This window comes from Thalassospira sp. NFXS8 (assembly GCF_040148805.1).
Taxonomy (GTDB): Bacteria; Pseudomonadota; Alphaproteobacteria; order Rhodospirillales; family Thalassospiraceae; genus Thalassospira.
In genome coordinates this window covers 397,457-418,966 of sequence record NZ_JAGEMF010000003.1, presented here as the reverse complement: position 1 = coordinate 418,966, position 21,510 = coordinate 397,457, and the positions used below count along the sequence as shown (strand labels likewise).

Here is a 21,510-nt window from a genome sequence, read left to right as displayed (position 1 = left end):
ACAAGACCTTTGCTATGGGGCGACCAAAGGTGATAATTTGGTCGTCCCATATTATGGGAGGAAACGATGGGAAGGCTAAATAACAATCAGCCCCATACCCTCGAAATTCTGCGCGTAGCAGAAGGGCAAAAAAGCCCCCAACGCGACGAGGATGTGCAGGCTTCCTGGCGGCGCTGTTTAAACGAACACCAGTTGGATCCGACCCGGTACGAAGGCGTACGTATTGTAACCCAACAGGAACTGCGCCATCATCGCCAGGAATCCGAAGAATTGCTTTGCATGGCACGTCACGGGATGGAGGATCTCTATCGCCGGGTGAATGCCATGGGATATATATTGCTGCTTACCAATGCACAGGGTGTGGCGATTGATACCATTGGCGATGCAGATCTGGACCGTGAATTACGCCATGCCGGGCTGATCGCCGGTTCCGAATGGCATGAACGCCATGTGGGAACCAACGGCGTTGGGGCTTGTTTGATGACGGGCCGTGAAATCATTGTTCACCGCACCGATCATTTTGATATGACCTTAACCCCGCTTTCCTGTACCGCAGTGCCCATTCATGACACACAGGGAACACTGATCGGGGTGTTGGACCTGTCACACCTTCAGGCCCCGCAAGATAAAATGAGCCAGGCGCTGACCCTTGAAGTCATGAAATCCTGCGTTCGGCGGATCGAAATGGCCAATCTGGTTCGCACCCACCGACAAGACTGGATTTTGCGGCTTCACCCCTCAGCCGAGTTTTTAGATGTCGACCCCATGGCCGCCATCGCCATTGGCACAGACGGGCGCATTCGCGGCATGACGCATAATGCGCACAAACTCTTGCTACGATCCCTGCCCGACTCTTCTGATGTTGCCAAAAACCATACTTCAATCACCGATCATTTAGTGGGACGTACCTTTTCCGATCTTTTTGCCTTTGACCCCGAAGACCTGCCAAAACTGTCACGATCTCGCGGTAATGGCGATGGCATGATCGAACTCCAAAGTGGCGAAATCACCTTTGCCCGCTCGGTTCCTCCGGTTGCGGCGATAAAAAAGCGGGTTATTAATCCGCTTCCGGCACCGTTGAAAAATATTCATGGTGGCGACCCGGCCTTGCAAAAACTGGCCGAACGGGCATCCAAGCTGGTGGACCGACAAATCAGCGTCATTTTGCGCGGCGAAACCGGCACCGGCAAAGAATTTATCGCCCGCGCCATGCATATGGCCAGCCAACGGCGTGGTCCGTTTATTGCCATTAATTGCGCTGCCCTGCCCGAAAGCCTGATTGAAAGCGAATTGTTTGGGTATACCGCCAATGCCTTTACCGGGGCCAGTGGCAAGGGCAAAAAGGGGCTGATCCGTGAATCTCACCGCGGCACGCTGTTCCTCGATGAAATTGGCGATATGCCACTGGCAATGCAGGCCCGACTGTTGCGCGTTTTATCCGAACGCGAAGTTATGCCGGTGGGCGGCCACCGGCCCGAACCGGTTGATATCCACGTTATTTCGGCCTCTCACCGCGATCTGCCCCAATTGGTCGCAAGCGGTGAATTTCGCCAGGATCTGTATTACCGCCTGAATGGCCTTACCCTTGATATTCCGGCGGTCCGCAACCGGGCCGATTTACAATGGTTGATCCTGCGCATTGCCGCTACAACCGATGGCACCCCAAGCTTTTCTCCCGATGCCATGGAAATATTGTTGTCCCATGCCTGGCCGGGCAATGTGCGCGAAATTGTCAATCTGTGTGCGTTATGTGCGGCCCTTTGTGATGGCAACATGGTCACACCCGATGATTTACCCGCCGATATTACCGATGTTGCGCAATCCCGGCCAACTGCAACATTGTCGCTGCTGGCCGCCAATGGCAATCATCCCTCATACCAGTTGCCGCCCGCGACCGATCAAAACGAAGCCACAACGCTGCGCACCCTGATCATGGCTTGCGATGGCAATATCTCCGCTGTTGCCCGTCATGCCAATGTCAATCGCAGCACCATCTATCGTCGCCTGCAACGTCTTGGTCTGGGCCATCTGATCAAACAAAACCGGTTTTCCGATGTGAACAGAATTTAAAACAACGTGCTTCCATTCTCTATTCAACATGCCGTCAACATGCAAACCGGCCCGCCACTATCGGTGCCGATAAGCCGTCCGGCATACCCCGATCACGGTATCTCGCAACCATTTATGGGCCGGGTCGGCATCCATGCGCGGGTGCCACATTGCCGATATCCTGAAATCAGGTGTGGCAACGGGCAGATCAAAACTGGTTAGCCCCACCATCGCATCATGATCCGGGGTTTGATGATTCCCGACACAGGATTGCGGCACCAGCGCCACCAGATCGGATTGCCGCGCAATTCGCATTGCATCGGGAAATCCGGGAACAACAACCCTGATCGACCGTGAAAGCCCCAATGCGTGCAACGCCGTATCAATCGGCCCCGCCGTATTACCATCTTTTGATACCGCAATATGGTGACACGCGGCATAGGCTTCCGGGCGGATCCCATCGCCCCCTGTCAACAGCCAATGCCCCGTTCGCACAAGGCCGACCAAACGGTCATTAAATAAAAACCGGGTGCGAATTTCGGGTGCAGTTGTGCCAATCACCCCTATTTCCAGGTCTATTATTCCGTCGCGTAACGGTCCGGCATCCTTGTCGGGTTTTGGTGCAAAACGCAGGCACACGCCCGGTGCTGCCGTGCTCACCGCCGCCACAACCCGGGCTGAAAGAAACTCCATAAACGCTTCGCTGACCCGTATCGTAAATGTCAGGTCAAGGGCGCCGACATCGAGTTCGTCGATTTGCGGGCGCAACACAGCCTGCGCATCCCGCGTCAGGATATGAACATGTTCGCGCAACTCCTTTGCACGCGGTGTTGGCACCATCCCCCTACCGGCACGCACCAGCAACGGATCACCGGTTGCAGCGCGCAATCGTGCAAGGGTGCGGCTCATCGCCGAAATACTCAGGCCAAGGCGCTGCGCCGCCGCCGTCACACTGCCTTCGGCCAGCAACACATCCAGCGCGACAAGAAGGTTCAAATCAATATCAACATTCTTCATGTCCTCAGCCTATCTTATCTGTGATGTATGACATAGCGTTTGATGCAACTATATTATGACTTCAAGGCGTCTGGCGCCCATTCTATCATTGTCTATATTTGCGCTATACCCCACTCGCAAAGGACATTGTTTTATGCCAGACACCACCCCCAACACCCCTGCACAAACAATTCTTCTCATTGGCGCATCACGCGGCCTCGGTCATGCCATGGCAGCAGAATTTCTGAAAAAAGGCTGGAACGTCGTTGGTACAGTCCGTGAAGGCAGCGGCCATACATTGCTGCACGATTTACAATTGGAATATCAAAGCCAGCTTGAAATCGAAATTCTTGATATTTGCAAACCTGACCAGCTCAGCACTTTGCATCAGCGCCTGTCTGATCGCAAATTCGACATTCTGTTTGTGAATGCGGGCACGGCTAACCCGGACCCCAGCCAGACAATCGGCGAAATATCGACCAAAGACTTCACCGACCTTATGATCACTAACGCCCTAAGCCCGATGCGGGTAATTGAAACACTAAAAGCCTGTGTCACCCCCACCGGCACCATCGGGGTTATGTCATCGGGGCAAGGCAGCATCAGTAATAATGAAACCGGCCTGCGCGAACTTTATCGCGGCACCAAGGCCGCCCTTAACATGTTCATGCGCAGCTTTGCCGCCCGCGAGGCCGCCAACGCCGATACATCATGCGCCCTGGTCACAATGGCACCAGGCTGGGTCCGCACCGATCTGGGCGGACCGGAAGGTCGCCTGTCAATTGATGAAAGTATCCCCGGCCTTGTTAATGTTTTGCTGGAGAAACATGGCAAACCGGGGCTGGAATATCTGGATTATCAGGGGCGCACGGTTCCGTGGTAACGCGGGTAAAATTGGTTTTACAACCGGGCCGAAATGTCGGCAGTCACGGGCATTTCGGCCCGGGCACTGTCTATTCGGCTGCGCATTTGGCGCCGCAATTTGTTGCAGCTTTTAACAACTGCCACAAATCATTACAGGTCGCAATCGCCGCGCTTGAATGACGGTGAATTCCAGCCTGTCACACCATATAGCACAACCTGTTTCGGGTGCAGTGTCTGGTGATTTATCGCTAAATCTGTCAGTCGTGATATGTTAAAACAGTCTCGTAAACAACTGATAACCCGGAACTCTCAATCAGAACTGGCAAGGACCCATCCTCGCTGATCAGGGCGTCGTCGGCCCCCATATCATAATGGCCGGTATCACCGCAGGCAATGGTGACCGGGCTTTGGCAAACGAGTATACGAACACTCCTGCCAGGCGTTTCAAGTTGGCATTTGCCGTCAAATTCATGCCGGGTTACGCGGTGATTGCATGTGCCGCGCCGGGTCATTACGTTCAAATCGGTAATCGGGCCCTTAATCAAAACTGCCGATGTTGCAACATCTGCCGGAAATGCAAATGGCTGTGCGCCCGGTGTCAGGGTTACCGGCCCTTCATTCCCAATTGTCAACATCATCCCCGCCCCTTGCAAAATTGACAAGGTGCGGTCGATGCCGGGAAAGCTGGAAAACGGGCCGTCACTGGCAACGCTTGCCATGCTGACCCGCCAGGCAAAATCATCCAACCCGGCATTGGCGGGGAAAACGGCGATTTCCACCGTTTCCCCGCCGCCGTTCTTCCACGGCATTCGGCGATAGTTATTTGCCCGCAAAACGCGGATGGCCGAACGATCATTCATGATCAGTTACCCAAAATACCGGGCAAACGCAGGCCATGTTCACGGGCGCAATCCAGCGCAATATCATAACCGGCATCGGCATGGCGCATCACACCTGTTGCCGGGTCGTTCCACAAAACACGTTCCAGGCGACGGGCGGCATCTTCGCTGCCGTCAGCACAAATCACCATACCGGCATGCTGCGAAAAGCCCATGCCAACACCACCCCCGTGATGCAGGCTGACCCAGGTTGCACCCGATGCGGTGTTCAGAAGGGCGTTCAAAAGCGGCCAATCCGAAACCGCGTCCGATCCATCCTGCATGGCTTCGGTTTCGCGGTTCGGGGATGCAACCGATCCACTGTCAAGATGGTCACGGCCAATCACGATCGGCGCCTTCAACTCGCCCGAGGCCACCATTTCGTTAAAGGCCAGCGCCAACCGGTGACGGTCGCCCAAACCAACCCAGCAAATACGCGCGGGCAAACCCTGGAAGGAAATGCGTTCACGCGCCATATCCAGCCAGTTATGCAAATGATGGTTATCGGGCAGGATTTCCTTCACCTTGGCGTCGGTTTTATAAATGTCTTCCGGGTCACCTGAAAGGGCCACCCAGCGGAACGGACCAACACCACGGCAGAACAGCGGACGAATGCAGGCCGGGACAAAACCGGGGAAATCAAAGGCGTTTTCCAGCCCTTCTTCCTTCGCCATCTGACGGATATTATTGCCGTAATCGATGGTCGGAATGCCCTGTTCGTGGAAGGCCAGCATTGCCTCAACATGCACCCGCATCGATGCACGGGCGGCCTTTTCAACTGCTTTCGGGTCGCTTTCGCGCTTGGCTTTCCATTCGCCCATGCTCCAGCCCTTGGGCAGGTATCCGTTTACCGGGTCATGGGCCGATGTCTGGTCGGTCACAAGGTCCGGTTTCACGCCACGGCGCACCAGCTCGGGCACAATATCCGCCGCATTGCCCAACAGGCCAACCGATTTGGCTTCGCCTGCCTTGGTCCAGCGGTCAATCATTTCCAGGGCTTCATCAAGGCTGTCGGTTTTGGCATCGACATAGCCGGTACGCAGGCGGAAATCGATGCTGTCAGGATTACATTCAATCGCAAGGCAGCAAGCACCGGCCATCACAGCGGCCAAGGGCTGTGCGCCGCCCATGCCGCCCAAACCGGCGGTTAAAACCCATTTGCCTTTCAAATCGCCATTGTAATGCTGGCGTCCGACCTCGACAAAGGTTTCATACGTCCCCTGTACAATGCCCTGGCTGCCAATATAAATCCAGGAACCGGCGGTCATCTGGCCATACATCATCAAACCCTTTTTATCGAGTTCGTTGAAATGGTCCCAATTTGCCCAATGCGGCACCAGGTTGGAGTTTGCAATCAGAACACGCGGGGCATCCTTGTGGGTGCGGAAAATGCCGACCGGCTTGCCCGACTGCACCAGCAATGTTTCGTCATCTTCCAGCGATTTTAACGACGCAATGATACGATCATAATCTTCCCAGGTCCGTGCCGCCCGGCCAATGCCGCCATAAACCACCAGTTCATGGGGGTTTTCGGCAACATCGGGGTGCAAATTGTTCATCAACATACGCATCGGTGCTTCTGTCAGCCAGGACTTGGCAGTAATTTCACTGCCATGCGGCGCGATGATTTCACGGATATTGTGGCGCGGATTGCTCATGGTTCAGTTCCCCTTGGCAAGATCAAAGGCGATCTTTTCAATGTTTTGCAAAATGGTTTTCAAATGTGCGCGCAACGGCGCAGCATGGGCTGGGTCATAATCAAATGGTGGTGTTTCGCTCACCAAATGCGATGATTGCGCCAGTTCCATTTGAATGGTGTGAATATTATTGGCTTTGTCCGAATAATGCCGCGTCGTCCAGCCCCCTCGAAACCGGCCATTTAACACCGATGTAAACCCGTTGGCATGTTCGCACACATCCACAACGGCCTGTTCGATACGGGGGTCACATGTGGTGCCGTTATTCGTGCCAATGTTAAAATCAGGCAGCTTGCCCTCAAACAAAAACGAAATATGCGATCGGATCGAATGGCAATCATAAAGTACCACCACGCCATGCTGTGCTTTCACCCGGTCAATCTCGGCTTTTAACGCCTGATGATAGGGCACATGAAACAGCTCATAACGGCGTTTGATCTCGGCTTCATCGGGTTCTGCCCCGTCCCGCCAAATCGGTTTACCGTCAAAATCGGTATCTGGCACCAGCCCGGTGGTGTTTTGCTCGGGATACAGGCTTTGCCCCGACGGGTCGCGGTTGGCATCAATCACGTAACGATGAAAAAGGGCGCGGACCAACGAACTGCCGGGCAATAAATCCCCATACATCTCGTGAATGTGCCAGTCGGTATCGGCAAGGATCTTGCCATTATCGTTCAGCTTTGCCCACACATCCTCTGGCACATCAGTGCCGGTATGGGGAAATGCCAGTATCACCGGCGACGAACCGGATTTAACGTCAAAAACACTCATGATGGAATGTCTCCCGCCTCGTTTGCGTGTCCTTAACCATCTAAAATACCGACTTTTAAAGCCCGGCTATAACGACGATTAAAAAAATTGCGATCACCTGATTGGAATTGAGTCTTTTCCTTACTTGTTTTTATGTATATACATAATAGAAAGCAAAACAACATATTTCTTGCGCTCCGCAAAAATCGGGCCTTAACAAAAGATCAGGGACACGGCTATGGGTACAGTCACGCTGCATGTAAAATCGCTTTTGGGGCAAAATGGCTGGCTAAAGGATGTCCGCCTGACCGTGACTAACGGTAAAATCGCCAGCCTTGAAACCGGTTGCGCCGCCCGGCCAGGCGACGAACACCATAACGTTATTGTCCCGGCCATGCCCAACCTGCACAGTCACGCCTTTCAGCGCGCAATGGCTGGTCTTGCCGAAATGCGCGGCACCGGCAGCGACAGCTTCTGGAGCTGGCGCACCAACATGTATCACTTTGCCCTGTCAATGACGCCCGATGATGTCGAGGCCGTCGCCAGCCAGTTATATATGGAAATGCTTGAAGCCGGTTTTTCCCGCGTCGGCGAATTTCACTATTTGTATCACGATAAAAACGGAAGCCCGTTTGCCAATATTGCCGAAATGGCCGACCGTGTTGCCTGCGCCGCGGTCGCCACCGGCATCGATTTAACCTTGCTGCCGGTGTTTTACGCCCATGCCGGTTTTGGTGGCACCGCCCCAACCGACGGGCAGCGCCGCTTTATCAATTCCCTCGATCAGTTTGAAAAGCTGATTAACGGTTGCAACAATACGGCGAAAAATCACGATGGTATGGTCGTTGGCGTTGCCCCGCACAGCCTGCGTGCTGTCACCCCCGATGAACTTGCCGCTGTCTCGCAAATGGTCGGCGCCAACCCAATTCATATCCACATTGCTGAGCAGCTTCTTGAAGTAAACGACTGCATTTCCTGGTCCGGTCAGCGCCCGGTTGAATGGCTGCTAAACCACGCCGATCTGTCCTCGCAATGGTGCCTGATCCATGCCACCCACATGACCGATGATGAAACAGCCCGCATGGCCCAAACCGGTGCCATTGCCGGGTTATGCCCGATTACCGAGGGCAACCTTGGCGATGGCACTTTCCCCGCCGAAACCTTTTTGGCGCAAAACGGTAAATTTGGCATTGGCTCGGATTCAAACGTGCAAATCAGCATTCCGTCCGAATTGCGCCAGCTGGAATATTCACAGCGTCTGCATCACCATTCGCGCAATGCCATTGCCAATGTATCCTCGTCTACCGGGCGCACCTTGTTTGATCATGCCCTTGTTGGTGGGGCCACTGCATTGGCAGCCGATACCGGCATTTCAGCAGGAAAAACCGCCAATTTCATTTCGCTAAATACTGACGAGGCATCTTATCTCAGCGAAGATCACATACTTGACGCCTGGATTTTTGCCGAAACCATAACAGTTGGCGATGTGTGGGTACGCGGTAAAAAAGTGGTGCAAAATGGTCGCCATGTTGCCCGCAATCATATTGCACCGCGTTTTCAAACAACCATGCGCAACTTGCTTGCGTCATAACGCCCACCCCGGCCCAGCCGCTTTTTTACGAGTTTGTTTTCCCTTGCTCTTTCCGATCAGCTAAAAGGGGTGCAGGCACACCAGACGGGAATGAAACAGGATCCATGCGGGCACCAAAAACCCCCACCCTGCATCAGCAGATCATCAGTGATATCGAAGGATGCATACTTTCCGGCGCGTGGCCGCCGGGCCACCGTATCGCCAATGAAATGGATCTGGCCCAACAATATAATTGCTCGCGCATGACCGTGAACAAGGCCCTAAGTCAGCTTGCCAAGGCCAATCTGATTGAACGGCGCAAAAAATCGGGCAGCTTTGTTACCCAGCCCCAGGCACAATCCGCCATCCTCGAGATTCACGATATCAAATCCGAGGTCCAGTCGCTTGGCCTGCCCTACCGCTATTCACGCACCAGCCGCGTCCAGCGTATCAGCAGCCCCGGGGACATGAAAAACCTCGATCTGCCCGACGCAGCCGATATTGTTGAAGTGGTTGGCAAGCATTATGCAGGCCCCCGTGTTTTCTGCCTTGAAGAACGGCTGATCAACCTTGCCGTTGTGCCCGAAGCAAAACAGGAAGACTTCGTTGCCGATGCGCCCGGCCCATGGTTAACCAGTCACATTCCCTGGACCACGGCCGAACATCTGATCAAATCGGTTGGGGCCGATACCTGGTATAGTGACGCATTGGGCGTTACCCCTGGCACATCCTGCCTGGTGATTGAACGTCGCACCTGGAGCCACAATGGCCCCGTCACTCATGTGCGCCTTACATATCCGGGCGACCGCCATGCCCTGGTTGCCCGATTTACCCCCACCGACCCCACAGGAAAATCCTCGGGTTTTTAGTTCCATATACAACTAAGCCAATATTTTGCACAAATCTTAGCTGGAAGTTGTTTTGCCCTGCCGGCTTTCAAGCCGATAACGCGTACCAGGATAAATTAACCGGGCTGCCGAAACGATTCCATTTGCCGACCATGTCCGCCGCCGGATCATCAAACACGGCTCATTATGCAAAATAACCAGCAATTTTGCCTCCCATGGCTGGGCCAGAATGGACTCAACCACATGCTCCGATCCGGTCAATGGCGCGATCTGCGATAAATACACATTCGGCGTAATTACCGAAAAATCCTGCGCCAAATAATCGGGCACCAGTTCGGGGTTCACAAACCGGTCCTCTATCTGCACCGGCACATCATTTTCACGGTGCACAATCAGCGAATGCAACACCGGCGCACCTATCTCGATATCCAGGGCATCGGCAACATCGGGCGACGCAGCCTGGTCGGCCAAAACCACCACCGATGCCGCATGAATATGGCCGCGCTCTGCGATTTCCTCGGCAATATTACGTACTTCAAACAGGGCGGAATAACCCTTTTTCTGGGCCACAAAAGACCCCACCCCCTGCACCCGCACCAGTTCGCCTTCATGGGCCAGTTCGCGTAAAGCCCGGTTGGCCGTCATCTTGCTAATACCCAGTTCGGAAACCAGTTCATTTTCGGATGGAATCCGATGATTGGGCGGCCATTCTCCGCGATGGATTCGCCCCAGAATCATCTGTTTGACCTCCAGATACAAAGGTCCGCCGCCGTCTTTCCCCTCGCGCAAAGTCTCGCCAGCAAACAACGAAGTTGCTTTTTTCTGTCGGGTTGGCCGCTGTCCGTTGATTTTTGTCATTTTAACCCGTTCCTGCGTAGTTTTTGCACTGCACATATAATACACTTTTTGTTTGATGCGCGCAAAAAAGTGTCATATGTTACATATACAACTACAGACGAAAATGTTTCGGCCTCACCTCTGACGCTGACAAGCCGTTATAAAAAACATATCAGAGTATGCCGGAATCTTATCAGGGCCAATTCGCTTCAGTCGTTCGAAGGAGACTTCACCAATGATGTTCAAAAAAGTTCTTTTGGCAGCTTGTGCTTTGTGCGCGGTTGCCGGTGTTACGCCGTCACAGGCCAAAGAATGGAAAAATGTGACGATCACGCTCGAAGGGGCCTATGCCCCCTGGAACAGCACCAACCCCGACGGATCACTGGGCGGGTTTGAACCCGAACTGGCCGACTATCTGTGCGACCACATGAAAGTGGAATGCACCCTGGTCGCATCTGACTGGGACAGCATGATCACCAGCCTGAATGCGGGCAAATTTGACGTGGTCATGGATGCCCTGTCGATCACCCCGGAACGTCAGGAAGTCATCGCTTTCTCCATTCCCTATGCCAACACCCACGCCGCCTTTGCCGCCCCGGTCGAAAGCGATTATGCCAAAGCTGTCGGCACTGGTGATGTTGTCAAAATGGCCCCGGATTATTCCGGTGGCAAAGACCAGATTGCGGCCATGCGCAAGGCATTTGACGGCGCAACCATCGGCATTCAGGCCGGTACGGTCTATGCCAAATTCATCTATGACAATTTCAAGGATGTCGCCACCATCCGCGAATACAAAAACGGTGCCGAACGCGACCTCGACCTGCAAACAGGCCGTATCGACCTTGGCTTCGATGACACCACCAATCTTCTGGCATCCTTTAAAACTGCCGACGAAGAAATGGCCATCACCGGCCCCGAAATCGCCGGTAACGTTTTTGGCACCGGCGAAGGCCTGGGCCTGCGCAAGGAAGATACCGAACTGAAAGCCATGTTCGATGAGGCAATCAAGGCCGCCATTGCCGACGGCACCCTTGAAAAACTCTCGATGAAGTGGTTTGGCACCGACGTCAGCCCGGAATAATTCCGCGCATATCCAAAAAGCAGAAAGCGCGCCCCTCCCTTGCCCTAACACCGCGCTTTCTGCCCTTGTTCTTCCCCGTTACTGCCATGTCCGCAGTATCGCCCCCAAGCCGTCCTGAAACATGAAGGCCTGGCACATGGAAATCTTCACTTTACTTGGCTTTGGCGAAAAAGGCTGGGGCGTACTCATCCTGACCGGCATGGCACTAACCCTTTGTGTGACCCTGGCATCGCTGGCAATCGGGGCCGTTATTGGTGCCATCATTGCCGCGGCCAAACTTTCAAATCGCTGGTGGGCGCGCGCCCTTGGTACCGCCTATACAACAATCTTTCGTGGCGTTCCCGAACTGCTGATCATTTATCTGATCTATTTTGGCGGCTCCAGTGCCGTTACCGCCATTGGTCAGGCCATGGGCATTCAGGGCTTCCTTGGTATGCCGTCCTTCCTGGCCGGTGCGCTTGCCGTTGGCCTTATTTCGGCGGCCTATCAGGCCGAGGTCTATCGGGGCGCCTATCGCGCCATTCCCAAAGGCGAGATCGAGGCCGCATCTTCCATTGGCATGCCCCCGATGCGCTGTCTTCGCCGCATTATTTTACCCCAAATCCTGCGCTTTGCCATTCCGGGGCTAAACAATGTCTGGCAGCTTTCGCTTAAGGATTCCGCCCTTATATCGGTTACCGGCCTTGCCGAGCTTATGCGCACCACACAGGTCGCTGCTGGCTCTACCCGGCAATATTTCATGTTCTATATCGTTGGTGGCCTGCTTTATCTGGTACTGACCAGCTTCTCCGAACGGGTGTTTAATTCCGCCGAACGTCGCAGCAACAAATCCATGCCGCGCGGCATGGGTCAGGTATAGGGGCCGGTCATGGATTTTCCATTTCTTCTTTCCACGATGAAGGCCCTGCTTGCGGCAACGCCCACCACGCTTGGGTTGTTTTCGCTGTCCATTTTCTTTGGTGGTTTGCTGGCCCTGCTGATTGTCACCATGCGTGTTAGCAATAACATCGTCGCCCGCAATTTCGCCAAGGGTTACATTTTTGTCTTTCGCGGCTCTCCGCTATTGATCCAGATGTTTCTGGTCTTTTATGGCCTTGGTCAATTTGGTGTCATTCGTCACAGCTTTGTCTGGCCAGCCCTTCGTGAACCATTTGTTTGTGCGGTCCTGTCCCTGGCCCTTTGTACCGGTGGCTATTCCGCCGAAATTTTCCGAAGCGGCCTGCGCGCTGTTCCGCCAGGCGAAGTCGAAGCGGCACGGGCTGCGGGTATGTCGGGCTTTTTGTTGTTGCGCCGTATCATTGCGCCCATCGCCTTTCGCCATGCCCTGCCCGCCTATTCCACCGAAATCGTCCTGATGGTGAAATCAACCGCGCTGGCAAGCCTGGTTACGGTTTGGGAAATCACCGGTGTCGCCCAGCGGCTTATCTCGCAAACCTACCGCACAATGGAAGTTTTCATGTGCGCCGCCGCCCTGTATCTGATCCTTAATTTCCTGATCTTGCAGGTCCTGGCTTTGATCGAACACCGGCTAAACCGCCATGACCGCCGCCCGGCAGAACGCAAACCATATGTGCTATCGGCTTTTTTCGGCTCACGCGCTTAAAAACGCCACAACTGCCTTTAACCCGTCAATGCCGGTTTCATCCCGCCATGCCCCGTCATCAGTCCCGGATGTAACCGGCCTCCACCAAAATCGGCCATTCTTCAAAAGGATCGACCCATGTCTGCCACTCCCAGGCTTTCCGTTCGCAACATCCGCAAAAGTTTTGGTGCCCACGAAGTTCTGCGCGGCATCTCGCTTGATGCCCATGACGGCGATGTTATCAGTGTGCTCGGGGCCAGCGGGTCGGGTAAATCCACCTTCCTGCGGTGCATTAACCTGCTTGAAACCGCTGATGACGGCGACATTGTGGTAAACGGCGAAGAAATCACCATGAAAACCACCTCGCACGGTCGCAGTGCCGCCAGCCGCAAACAGCTGGACCGCATCCGCACCAACCTCGGCATGGTGTTTCAATCGTTTAATTTATGGTCACATATGACCATTCTTGAAAACATCATCGAAGGCCCGGTTCATGTGCAAAAACGCCCCCGCGCCGAATGTGTTGCCGAGGCCGAGGCCCTTTTGGAAAAAGTCGGCATTGCCGATCGCAAGGATTATTACCCCGCCCATCTTTCAGGGGGGCAAAAACAGCGCGCCGCCATTGCCCGCTCCCTTGCGATGAAACCAAAAGTCATCCTGTTTGACGAACCGACATCGGCATTGGACCCCGAACTGGTGGGCGAAGTTTTGCGCGTGATGCGCGACCTGGCAGCCGAAAAAATGACCATGCTTGTCGTCACCCACGAAATGGGCTTTGCCCGCAATGTGTCCAACCGTGTCATTTTCATGCGCGAAGGCCAGATCGATTGCGACGGCACCCCGCAAGATATGTTTGGCGGCAAAGGCTCCCCTTATTTCCAGCAATTCATCCGGCATATGGAAACCGAAAATGACGCTGCATAATGTTGTTCTCGACACTGGCCTGACCTGGCACGATGTTTCCGCCATTGCCCATGGCGCCCCGCTTGAAATTGCCCGCGCCCCGGCCGATCGCATCACCAACGGTCGCCAGATTGTCGATGCGCTGGTCAGTCGTGGTATTCGCGCCTATGGCATTACCACCGGCGTTGGCGCGCTGGCCGATAACGTGGTGGACCGCAGCGCACAGGCACAGCTTTCACGCAATATCATCCTCAGCCATGCCTGTGGCACCGGGCCGTTGCTGCCCGCCCCTGCCGTTCGCGCCATTATTGCCGCTCAAATCAACAATTTCTCGCATGGCTATTCCGGGGTTTGCCCGGCCACGGTTGCCGCCCTTCAGGCCTTGCTAAATTACAATTGCATTCCCTCGGTGCCGTCCAAAGGGTCGGCCGGGTATCTGGTGCATATGGCCCATATCGCCCTGGTATTAATCGGGCACGGTCAGGCCACCCTGAACGGCGAAACCATGCCGGGTGCCGACGCATTGGCAAAAATCGGCCTTGCCCCCCTTACCTTGCAAGCCAAGGAAGGGCTCAGTCTGGTAAATGGCACATCCTGTTCTGCCGGTCTGGGCTCGTTTGCACTTGCACGCGCCTATCGTCTGGCTGACTGGGCCGATGCGGTTGCGGCCATCACACTTGAATCATCAGGTGCGCAAATGGCCGCGTTTGATGAAAATATCCTTGCCTTGCGCAAATCAACTGGCATTCAGCATGTTGGTAAAACCCTGCGGGCGCGCCTGGCACATAGCCGCCGGATCGATCTTTCCCTGGGCAAACGCACCCAGGATGCGCTCAGCCTGCGTGCCACCCCTCACGCCCACGGCGCTGTCCGCGATGTTTTTGCCAACACCGCCCAAATCGTCGATCAGGAACTGGCGTCCGTTACCGACAACCCCATCGTTCATGGCACCCCGGACGACCCCAAGGTCGCCTCCGAGGCCCACGCCGTTGCCCCGGCCCTTGCTCTGGCGCTTGATGGTCTGGCCATTGCCATTTCCCAGCTTTCCATGTTGTCTGAACGGCGTCTGGACCGGCTTGTAAATCCGTTGGTCAGCGGCCTTCCCGCCTTTCTTACCAACGATCCCGGTGTTGGCTCCGGCCTTATGATCGCGCAATATACCGCGGCCGCCCTTGCCGCCGAAAACCGCCGTCTGGGCGCCCCCGCCAGCCTTGATGGCGGCATTACCTCCGCCCTTCAGGAAGATTACCTTGCCCATCCCACGGCGGCGGCCAACAAATTGCTTCAGGTGCTTGATAATACCGAACAGGTTCTGGCAATCGAATTGCTCGCTGCCGTTCAGGCCGCCGATCTGGTTGCTGCCGATGTTAAAAACGGGGCCGAAATGCGCGCGCCAGGTACGAACGCCATCTATGATCAGGTCCGCAATCTGTTGCCAAGCTATGGCGACGACCACGCCCTTGGTAACGACCTCGAAACCTTGCGCCACCTTATTGCAACCAGCGAACCGGCCCCCATACCGGCGCCAGCCTAAATCGTATGTGCCGTGCAAGCAGGGCAAAGCCGACGCTTCCCTGTTTGCTGTGCCTGCTTAATTAAAACTGGCTGTTATCACTGGCAAAGTTATAAAATCCGGGTCATCAAAACCTGCTGCCATCAAACCGGGTATAACCGGTAAAACCAAAAGGATTGCCCCATGACTACCCGCTATGATGTTGCCGTAATTGGCCTTGGTGCCATGGGCAGTGCCGCTCTCTCGTTTCTGGCAGCCCGCGGTGTCCGGGTTATCGGGTTCGAGGCGGCCAGCCCCGCTCATGGCCTTGGCTCGTCGCATGGCGACAGCCGCCTGATCCGCCTTGGTTATTTCGAAGACCCCAGCTACGTCCCCTTGCTACACCGTGCCTATGAAAACTGGCGCAGCCTTGAAACCCGCCTGCGCGAACGCATTTTGCACGTTACCGGCGTGTTGCAAATCGGCAAACCCGACAGCAAAATCATCACCGGCACGCGCGCCTCTTGCAGCATGCACAATTTATCCTGCGATGAACTTAGCGCAGATCAAATGCGCAAACGATTTCCGGTTTTCGGGCTGGAAGACGATGAAATTGCTTTACTTGACCCCCAAGGTGGCTGGTTGAAACCCGAAGCCGCCATCTGGGGTTATCTGCGCATGGCCGCTGCCGATGGTGCCGCCTTGCACATGGGTACAAAGGTTGATCAGATCGACCCCGATGATAATGGCGTTAACATTGTTGCGGGCGAACATACCTATCGTGCCGGCAAGGTCATTGTTGCCACCGGGTCGTGGATCTCGCAATTAATTCCAGCCTTGCAAAACATCGCCAATCCAATCCGCCAGGTGGTGGCATGGTATCGTCCGGCCAACGGTTTCGCCACCGACCCGGTCCGTATGCCCGCGTTCTTGCGCGATGAAGGCGAAAACGGTTCGTTCTTCGGCTTTCCCGAAATCGGCCCGGATGGTGTAAAAATTGGCCGCCATGCCCATTTCATGGAAAGCATCAACCCCGATGCCCCGAACCCCGCCGTCAACGACGCTGACCGCGCCCTTCTTGACACCTTTGCCGCCAAAAGCCTGCCCGGCATGAACGGTCGGCGGGTAAACGAAACCACCTGCCGCTACACCATGTTACCGGGCGAAGATTTCCTGCTGGACCATCTCCCCGGCGAAAACCGCGTTATCGTCGCGTCCCCCTGCTCCGGCCATGGCTTTAAATTTACCAGCGTCATCGGCGAAATTCTGGCCGACCAGGCCACCAAAGGCGGCACCGACTTACCCGTGGATGCCTTTACATTTGATCGCCTGATCAAGGCCGCCGAACACGCAAAAGCCACAAAAACCGAAGGGCTTGTTTTACCGCGCTGATACCCGCAACGCGGTAAAACAAATTGGCCAAACGTGCCTGCTCGGCCCCGCAACTACCCGGTTGCGGGGCCGTATCATGTTCAGCCTGCCCAGTGTGAATTACGAATAACCTGGCAAAAATTATGCCGGTGGAAATGGGGCTCCTTATCGGCGATCACGTCCGCTTTGACATTGCCAAAGGTGGTATGCGGTTTGTGGCAAATGCCATCGTAAAACGCCTGAATAATCTCTTCCTTGAAACGGGATTGGCGTGGATGGGCCTTTACAATGGCGCGACGCTGATCATCGGGGAATTTTTCATATTCCATACCCAGCACGTCCATCTCGACACCGGCTGTGACCAGCGCAACAACCGGGTGCATATGTTCCGGAATGCCCGGCGTGGTATGCAGGGCAATGGATGTCCAAACAATATCAATATCCTGCTGCGAAATGCCGCGCGCCTTTAAAAACTGTCGCGCGGCATTGGCCCCGTCAACCTCAAATCGCTGATCAGCACTACTGTGACCGGGCATCAGGCCCATATCATGAAACATCGCCCCGGCATAAAGCAGTTCGGCATCAAATGTCATACCCTTTCGCTGGCCCGTCGCGGCGGCGAAATAATAAACCCTGCTGGAATGGTGAAACAAAAGATCGGTTTCGGTGTCGCGCACAAATTCCGTAATCTCGCGCGTCAGGGCGCTATCAGGAATGGCGATTTCGGCAAGTGAAGCGGTCATGGTCAACTCCGTTAATTGTGAATTGCCAAAGTGTATCGCCTTGCCTAATCTGTCCTCAATTATCGTAATACGACGATTTCCGCCAAAACAGGATAAATACGGTCGCCATGCCCCCGTCAGCCAGAACCGTGGCCATTTTTGCTGCAAATGGTGCCCAGATGCTTGATATTTCAGGCCCGCTGGATGTCTTTGCCGAAGCCAACCGCCAACGTGGCAGGGTTTATTATGACCTGAAAATCATCACCGAAAATACGGGGCCACTTACTACGTCATCAGGCACAAAAATCCTGCCGGATTTAACCATTGCCGATACTCTATGCACCGGCATTGATACCCTGCTGGTAGCAGGCGCCCCGCATGCTGATCAGATCACACCCTCGCTGGCACTTAAAAACTGGCTAACGCATATGTCAAAAACAACACGTCGTTACGGGTCGGTGTGCAGCGGGGCATTTTTTCTGGCCCATGCCGGGGTGCTCAACCATCGCCGGGTTACAACGCACTGGGCCGTCGCCGACACCTTAAAGCTGCACTTTCCCGATATCATTCTCGATATTGATGCCATCCATACCCGCGACGGACGGTTACGCACAGCTGCCGGTGTAACCGCTGGCATGGATCTGGCCCTTGCGCTGGTAACCGAGGATTTGGGCCCCGCCCTCGCCCAGGATATCGCGGCTCAACTGGTAATGTTTTTCAAACGTCCGGGCGGGCAAATGCAGTTTCGCCGCAACCGCACTCTCGCACCAACCGGTCGCGCCGCCTTGCAGGAAGTACAGCGCTGGGTCAGCACCCGGCCAGACCAAAAACACACCGTCGCCTCCCTCGCCGAACGCAGCGGCTTAAGCCCGCGCCATTTCTCCCGGCTGTTTCATGATGAAGTGGGCCTCACCCCGGCCGACTGGATTGAAAATGTGCGGATCGAACATGCCAAAACCCTGTTCCACGATGGTAATCTTGCCCCCAAACAGGTCGCATCCCTGTGTGGATTTGGCGATATCGATACGTTCCGACGCGCGTTTGTCCGGCGGGTCGGCATCACCCCGGCTGACTATCGTAAACGTCACGGTATCATCCATACCGATTAACAAGGTGAAAGCGCTTTCACGCCGGTTTCCAGATACAAAAAAGCGGCAGAAACCATTGGGTTTCTGCCGCTTCCAACACAAGGTTATTAAAGTCTGACTGTTTTACATCAACTAACCCTGATTGCCTGAAACCAGTCTGTTACCTTGATCATCGCCTCGGCCTTCGGCACCGACAATTCGGCATTTTCCAGGTCAGGCACCTCGGGGCCAGCCCGCGTGCGCGCTTAACGTTGCATCGCATTTTTCAGTCATGTTATTTTCAGGAAATAAGGGTATCAGTGGCCCTTAAATGCCCAAGCCACCCGCCATATTCAGGGTTTCACCGGTAATATAACCGGCCGATGGCCCGGCCATAAAGCAAACGGCATCGGCCACTTCTTCCAGGGTGGCAATGCGCCGGATCGGGTGCATATCAAGGATGGCATCCCGGTTGGGCAGTTCACCGGCAACGTCGGCTGCCATGTCGGTGGGCATAATGCCGGGCTGAATAACATTCACGGTAATGTTGCGCGGGCCAAGATCACGGGCAATCCCGCGGGCATAACCAACAAGGGCGGTTTTTGTTCCCGCGTAATCAGCCACACCGGGAAATGGCACATATGCCCCCAAAAGCGATCCGATAAAAATAATACGCCCGCCATCATTCATTTTTGGGGCAGCAGCCCGGGTATTGGCGATGGCGCCCAGTACATTGACCTGCCACTGGCGGTTATAGGCATCACCGTCCAATGCCGGATCATCAACCTTGTGGCCCTGAATGGCGATACCGGCATTGTTAACAAGAATATCAAGCTGGCCAAACTCGGCGATTACAGCATCAATTAACGGCTTTGCCGATGCCAGGTCCGATTGATCACTTTTAATCGCAATGGCCCGCGCCCCTTTAGCTTTCAGCTTTGCCACCACGGCTTCTGCCTTGTCCGCCGATGTCGCATATGTAATGGCAACAGCGGCCCCGCGCTCGGCCAGCTGTTCGGCAATCACAGCACCCAGCCCGCGTGATCCACCGGTAACAACAGCAACTTTTCCGTTCAGAGATTTGGTCATAGCCAATCCTTAATCTGTAAAATCCCGGCGTTCCTGACGGGAAAAATCCGGGATTTAGTTTCGTAACGATCATTAATATAATGACTGTTACGAAACTGGACATAGGCTGTCAAGCAGTTTAATAATGGTCCTTATGAAAATGATTGGTGCGAATTAATGGGACGTCCTCGCAAGATAGACGAAGAAAAAGCACTTGATGCCGTCGTGTGCGTATTCTGGCGCAAAGGCTATGAAGGCACGTCTTATGCCGACCTGACAAAAGCTGCCGGCGTTGAACGCCCGGCGCTGTATTCCGCATTTGGCAACAAGGAACAACTGTTTCGCCTCGCTCTGACGCGTTATTATGACCGTTATCTGGATTTCATCCCCGAAGCATTACAATTGCCAACCGCACGCGCAGTTGCCACCCACCTGCTCTATAAAACAATCGATCTCAATACCCGCTATCCCGAACATCCCGGTTGCCTGGGCATTAATGGTGTTCTTGCCGGTTCGGACGACGCCGAACCCGTGCGTCAGGCCCTGATCGACGCCCGCACCGATGGCGAAGAAAAAGTTCGCAAACGGTTTGAGCAGGCCCAGGCCGAAGGCGATTTGCCTCAAACAGCGAAACCCGCCGCCCTGGCCGCATTCCTGATGACGGTAACACATGGCATGGCCGTGCAAGCAAAGGCCGGGTTCAGCCGCGAAAAACTGGAAACAATCGTGGAACAGGCCCTGTCTACCTGGCCATCGGCATAACCGCGGGTATAACACCCGTCCCCGCCGGTTTTCCTAAAAATTGCTGCATAGCTGTCCAATCACGTCCCTGAACCAGCAATGTGCCGGGTGGGCATCGGTACGGCGATGCCAAAGCAACTGATAGGAAATACCCGGCAATTCAAAGGGTGGCTTAAAAACAGTTAACCGATCAGAAAACCCGCTGGCATGCACAATTCCGCTTAAAACAGTTGCCAGCATGTCACTTTGCGCCACCAGCGACGGCACCGCATATGTATAAGCCACTGTTACAGCAAGGCGGCGCTTAAGCCCCTCTTTGGCAAGGGCTGCATCCACAAGGCCGCGATCTTCGGCTTCGGGCGAAAACAGCACATGCCGCCCTTCGGCATACTCCCGCATCGACCGGGCAAAACGCGAAACATCGGTTCCCTTGCGGGCAATGCCAACAAATTCCTCAGACCATAAATGTCGCGATAAAATACGGGCTTCATTGCCCGGCGATACCCCAATCGCCAAATCAGCCTGCCCTTCATCAAGCATCCGAATGGCATCCTGACGATTACGCAAGGCGCGAATACGCAAATCCACACCGGGGGCCACGTCACGCAACATCTTTTCCAGTGGCACCAGCAATAACTGCGCAGGATGTTCCGCCAAAGCCAGCGAAAACACCTGCTGTGACACCGCAGGCTGAAAATCGGTTTGCAAGGACAAGGCACCATCCACCGTTGCCAGTATGGTGCGAAAGGCCGGTGCCAGGTCCATCGCGCGGGGCGTGGGCATTAACCCTTTTGGTGCCCGAATAAAAAGCTCGTCGCCGGTAATATGACGCAACCGGTTCAGGGCGGCGCTAAGGGCGGGTTGCGTCAGTCCAATCCGCTGGGCGGCCCGTGTCACATGGCGTTCCGCCATCAAGGCATCAAACGCAACAATCAGGTTTAAATCAAATCCCGCATAATTCATAAAATTGATAATTCCAAATAACTATTATTGA

General features: G+C 54.8%; 20 protein-coding genes. 12 read left to right on the top strand and 8 right to left on the bottom strand.

Translation table 11 applies throughout. From position 1 onward, the window contains the following. Window positions 1-66 precede the first annotated feature (66 nt). On the top strand, window positions 67-2,070 hold the full coding sequence (locus J4E05_RS18265; protein ID WP_349598549.1) for a sigma-54-dependent Fis family transcriptional regulator: 2,004 nt from the start codon (window positions 67-69) through the stop codon (window positions 2,068-2,070). 57 nt (window positions 2,071-2,127) lie between these two features. On the opposite strand, the gene J4E05_RS18260 is transcribed toward J4E05_RS18265, so the two are convergent. Next, the gene (locus J4E05_RS18260; RefSeq protein ID WP_349598546.1) at window positions 2,128-3,066 is read right to left on the bottom strand and encodes a LysR family transcriptional regulator; all 939 of its coding nucleotides are present in this window, start codon (window positions 3,064-3,066) and stop codon (window positions 2,128-2,130) included. Window positions 3,067-3,199: 133 nt separating this feature from the next. Between J4E05_RS18260 and J4E05_RS18255 the strand changes: the two genes are divergently transcribed. Next, window positions 3,200-3,928 carry an SDR family NAD(P)-dependent oxidoreductase gene (locus tag J4E05_RS18255; protein WP_349598543.1) on the top strand — a complete coding sequence of 243 codons (729 nt, stop codon included), beginning with the start codon at window positions 3,200-3,202 and terminating at the stop codon, window positions 3,926-3,928. A 238-nt stretch (window positions 3,929-4,166) separates the two neighbouring features. Here J4E05_RS18255 and J4E05_RS18250 read toward each other — a convergent pair whose 3' ends face one another. The 3 genes from J4E05_RS18250 to hutG are packed head-to-tail and all read right to left on the bottom strand — an operon-like array spanning window position 4,167 to window position 7,255. After that, window positions 4,167-4,769: a HutD/Ves family protein gene (locus J4E05_RS18250; protein WP_349598540.1), complete on the bottom strand. Its 603-nt coding sequence runs from the start codon at window positions 4,767-4,769 to the stop codon at window positions 4,167-4,169. Window positions 4,770-4,771: 2 nt separating this feature from the next. Next, a complete protein-coding gene (gene hutU, locus J4E05_RS18245; RefSeq protein ID WP_349598537.1) occupies window positions 4,772-6,445 on the bottom strand; it encodes a urocanate hydratase in 1,674 nt (557 codons plus the stop codon). A 3-nt stretch (window positions 6,446-6,448) separates the two neighbouring features. Beyond that, a complete protein-coding gene (gene hutG, locus J4E05_RS18240; RefSeq protein ID WP_349598534.1) occupies window positions 6,449-7,255 on the bottom strand; it encodes an N-formylglutamate deformylase in 807 nt (268 codons plus the stop codon). Window positions 7,256-7,472: 217 nt separating this feature from the next. On the opposite strand from hutG, the gene J4E05_RS18235 reads away from it, so the two are divergent. Together J4E05_RS18235 and hutC (J4E05_RS18230) are read left to right on the top strand one after the other, a co-directional pair. Continuing rightward, window positions 7,473-8,825: a formimidoylglutamate deiminase gene (locus J4E05_RS18235; RefSeq protein WP_349598531.1), complete on the top strand. Its 1,353-nt coding sequence runs from the start codon at window positions 7,473-7,475 to the stop codon at window positions 8,823-8,825. 104 nt (window positions 8,826-8,929) lie between these two features. Beyond that, on the top strand, window positions 8,930-9,673 hold the full coding sequence (gene hutC, locus J4E05_RS18230; protein ID WP_349598528.1) for a histidine utilization transcriptional repressor HutC: 744 nt from the start codon (window positions 8,930-8,932) through the stop codon (window positions 9,671-9,673). Window positions 9,674-9,709: 36 nt separating this feature from the next. On the opposite strand, the gene hutC (J4E05_RS18225) is transcribed toward hutC (J4E05_RS18230), so the two are convergent. Further along, entirely contained in the window at window positions 9,710-10,510 is an 801-nt protein-coding gene (gene hutC, locus J4E05_RS18225; protein ID WP_085590397.1) for a histidine utilization transcriptional repressor HutC, read from the bottom strand. A gap of 214 nt (window positions 10,511-10,724) precedes the next feature. Here hutC (J4E05_RS18225) and J4E05_RS18220 point away from each other — a divergent pair, with 214 nt between their 5' ends. The 6 genes from J4E05_RS18220 (at window position 10,725) to solA (ending at window position 16,939) form a co-directional block, all read left to right on the top strand. Further along, complete coding sequence (locus J4E05_RS18220; protein WP_085590399.1) at window positions 10,725-11,570, top strand: transporter substrate-binding domain-containing protein; 846 nt, start codon at window positions 10,725-10,727, stop codon at window positions 11,568-11,570. A gap of 136 nt (window positions 11,571-11,706) precedes the next feature. Then, window positions 11,707-12,429 (top strand): ABC transporter permease, encoded by a 723-nt coding sequence (locus tag J4E05_RS18215; RefSeq protein WP_085590401.1) that lies wholly within the window; start codon window positions 11,707-11,709, stop codon window positions 12,427-12,429. Window positions 12,430-12,438: 9 nt separating this feature from the next. Beyond that, window positions 12,439-13,173: an ABC transporter permease gene (locus tag J4E05_RS18210; protein WP_349598524.1), complete on the top strand. Its 735-nt coding sequence runs from the start codon at window positions 12,439-12,441 to the stop codon at window positions 13,171-13,173. 117 nt (window positions 13,174-13,290) lie between these two features. Then, entirely contained in the window at window positions 13,291-14,076 is a 786-nt protein-coding gene (locus tag J4E05_RS18205; RefSeq protein WP_085590405.1) for an ABC transporter ATP-binding protein, read from the top strand. Continuing rightward, window positions 14,063-15,589 carry an HAL/PAL/TAL family ammonia-lyase gene (locus tag J4E05_RS18200; RefSeq protein WP_349598521.1) on the top strand — a complete coding sequence of 509 codons (1,527 nt, stop codon included), beginning with the start codon at window positions 14,063-14,065 and terminating at the stop codon, window positions 15,587-15,589. Before J4E05_RS18205 ends, J4E05_RS18200 begins: the two co-directional genes overlap by 14 nt. A gap of 162 nt (window positions 15,590-15,751) precedes the next feature. After that, complete coding sequence (solA, locus tag J4E05_RS18195; protein WP_349598518.1) at window positions 15,752-16,939, top strand: N-methyl-L-tryptophan oxidase; 1,188 nt, start codon at window positions 15,752-15,754, stop codon at window positions 16,937-16,939. Window positions 16,940-17,019: 80 nt separating this feature from the next. Here solA and J4E05_RS18190 read toward each other — a convergent pair whose 3' ends face one another. Then, window positions 17,020-17,661: an HD domain-containing protein gene (locus tag J4E05_RS18190; RefSeq protein WP_349598516.1), complete on the bottom strand. Its 642-nt coding sequence runs from the start codon at window positions 17,659-17,661 to the stop codon at window positions 17,020-17,022. A gap of 107 nt (window positions 17,662-17,768) precedes the next feature. On the opposite strand from J4E05_RS18190, the gene J4E05_RS18185 reads away from it, so the two are divergent. Continuing rightward, window positions 17,769-18,749, top strand: coding sequence for a GlxA family transcriptional regulator (locus J4E05_RS18185; RefSeq protein WP_349598514.1), 981 nt, complete (start codon window positions 17,769-17,771; stop codon window positions 18,747-18,749). Window positions 18,750-19,034: 285 nt separating this feature from the next. Here the strand turns inward: J4E05_RS18185 and J4E05_RS18180 are convergent, their stop codons facing one another. Further along, on the bottom strand, window positions 19,035-19,796 hold the full coding sequence (locus J4E05_RS18180; protein WP_349598512.1) for an SDR family NAD(P)-dependent oxidoreductase: 762 nt from the start codon (window positions 19,794-19,796) through the stop codon (window positions 19,035-19,037). Between the two features lie 156 nt (window positions 19,797-19,952). Here J4E05_RS18180 and J4E05_RS18175 point away from each other — a divergent pair, with 156 nt between their 5' ends. After that, on the top strand, window positions 19,953-20,537 hold the full coding sequence (locus J4E05_RS18175; RefSeq protein WP_349598509.1) for a TetR/AcrR family transcriptional regulator: 585 nt from the start codon (window positions 19,953-19,955) through the stop codon (window positions 20,535-20,537). A gap of 33 nt (window positions 20,538-20,570) precedes the next feature. Here the strand turns inward: J4E05_RS18175 and J4E05_RS18170 are convergent, their stop codons facing one another. Next, window positions 20,571-21,479, bottom strand: coding sequence for a LysR family transcriptional regulator (locus tag J4E05_RS18170; RefSeq protein ID WP_349598506.1), 909 nt, complete (start codon window positions 21,477-21,479; stop codon window positions 20,571-20,573). Between the last annotated feature and the right edge of the window lie 31 nt (window positions 21,480-21,510).

What these genes read in the sequence shown, in the direction of transcription:
- hutU (WP_349598537.1), bottom strand. Translation starts at nt 6,445, where the DNA reads ATGAGCAATCCGCGCCACAATATCCGTGAAATCATCGCGCCGCATGGC.
- hutC (WP_085590397.1), bottom strand. Translation starts at nt 10,510, where the DNA reads ATGACAAAAATCAACGGACAGCGGCCAACCCGACAGAAAAAAGCAACT.
- J4E05_RS18200 (WP_349598521.1), top strand. Translation starts at nt 14,063, where the DNA reads ATGACGCTGCATAATGTTGTTCTCGACACTGGCCTGACCTGGCACGAT.
- J4E05_RS18215 (WP_085590401.1), top strand. Translation starts at nt 11,707, where the DNA reads ATGGAAATCTTCACTTTACTTGGCTTTGGCGAAAAAGGCTGGGGCGTA.
- J4E05_RS18185 (WP_349598514.1), top strand. Translation starts at nt 17,769, where the DNA reads ATGCCCCCGTCAGCCAGAACCGTGGCCATTTTTGCTGCAAATGGTGCC.
- J4E05_RS18180 (WP_349598512.1), bottom strand. Translation starts at nt 19,796, where the DNA reads ATGACCAAATCTCTGAACGGAAAAGTTGCTGTTGTTACCGGTGGATCA.
- J4E05_RS18190 (WP_349598516.1), bottom strand. Translation starts at nt 17,661, where the DNA reads ATGACCGCTTCACTTGCCGAAATCGCCATTCCTGATAGCGCCCTGACG.
- J4E05_RS18250 (WP_349598540.1), bottom strand. Translation starts at nt 4,769, where the DNA reads ATGAATGATCGTTCGGCCATCCGCGTTTTGCGGGCAAATAACTATCGC.
- hutG (WP_349598534.1), bottom strand. Translation starts at nt 7,255, where the DNA reads ATGAGTGTTTTTGACGTTAAATCCGGTTCGTCGCCGGTGATACTGGCA.
- J4E05_RS18170 (WP_349598506.1), bottom strand. Translation starts at nt 21,479, where the DNA reads ATGAATTATGCGGGATTTGATTTAAACCTGATTGTTGCGTTTGATGCC.
- J4E05_RS18260 (WP_349598546.1), bottom strand. Translation starts at nt 3,066, where the DNA reads ATGAAGAATGTTGATATTGATTTGAACCTTCTTGTCGCGCTGGATGTG.
- J4E05_RS18210 (WP_349598524.1), top strand. Translation starts at nt 12,439, where the DNA reads ATGGATTTTCCATTTCTTCTTTCCACGATGAAGGCCCTGCTTGCGGCA.
- J4E05_RS18205 (WP_085590405.1), top strand. Translation starts at nt 13,291, where the DNA reads ATGTCTGCCACTCCCAGGCTTTCCGTTCGCAACATCCGCAAAAGTTTT.
- J4E05_RS18235 (WP_349598531.1), top strand. Translation starts at nt 7,473, where the DNA reads ATGGGTACAGTCACGCTGCATGTAAAATCGCTTTTGGGGCAAAATGGC.
- hutC (WP_349598528.1), top strand. Translation starts at nt 8,930, where the DNA reads ATGCGGGCACCAAAAACCCCCACCCTGCATCAGCAGATCATCAGTGAT.
- J4E05_RS18220 (WP_085590399.1), top strand. Translation starts at nt 10,725, where the DNA reads ATGATGTTCAAAAAAGTTCTTTTGGCAGCTTGTGCTTTGTGCGCGGTT.
- solA (WP_349598518.1), top strand. Translation starts at nt 15,752, where the DNA reads ATGACTACCCGCTATGATGTTGCCGTAATTGGCCTTGGTGCCATGGGC.
- J4E05_RS18265 (WP_349598549.1), top strand. Translation starts at nt 67, where the DNA reads ATGGGAAGGCTAAATAACAATCAGCCCCATACCCTCGAAATTCTGCGC.
- J4E05_RS18255 (WP_349598543.1), top strand. Translation starts at nt 3,200, where the DNA reads ATGCCAGACACCACCCCCAACACCCCTGCACAAACAATTCTTCTCATT.
- J4E05_RS18175 (WP_349598509.1), top strand. Translation starts at nt 19,953, where the DNA reads ATGGGACGTCCTCGCAAGATAGACGAAGAAAAAGCACTTGATGCCGTC.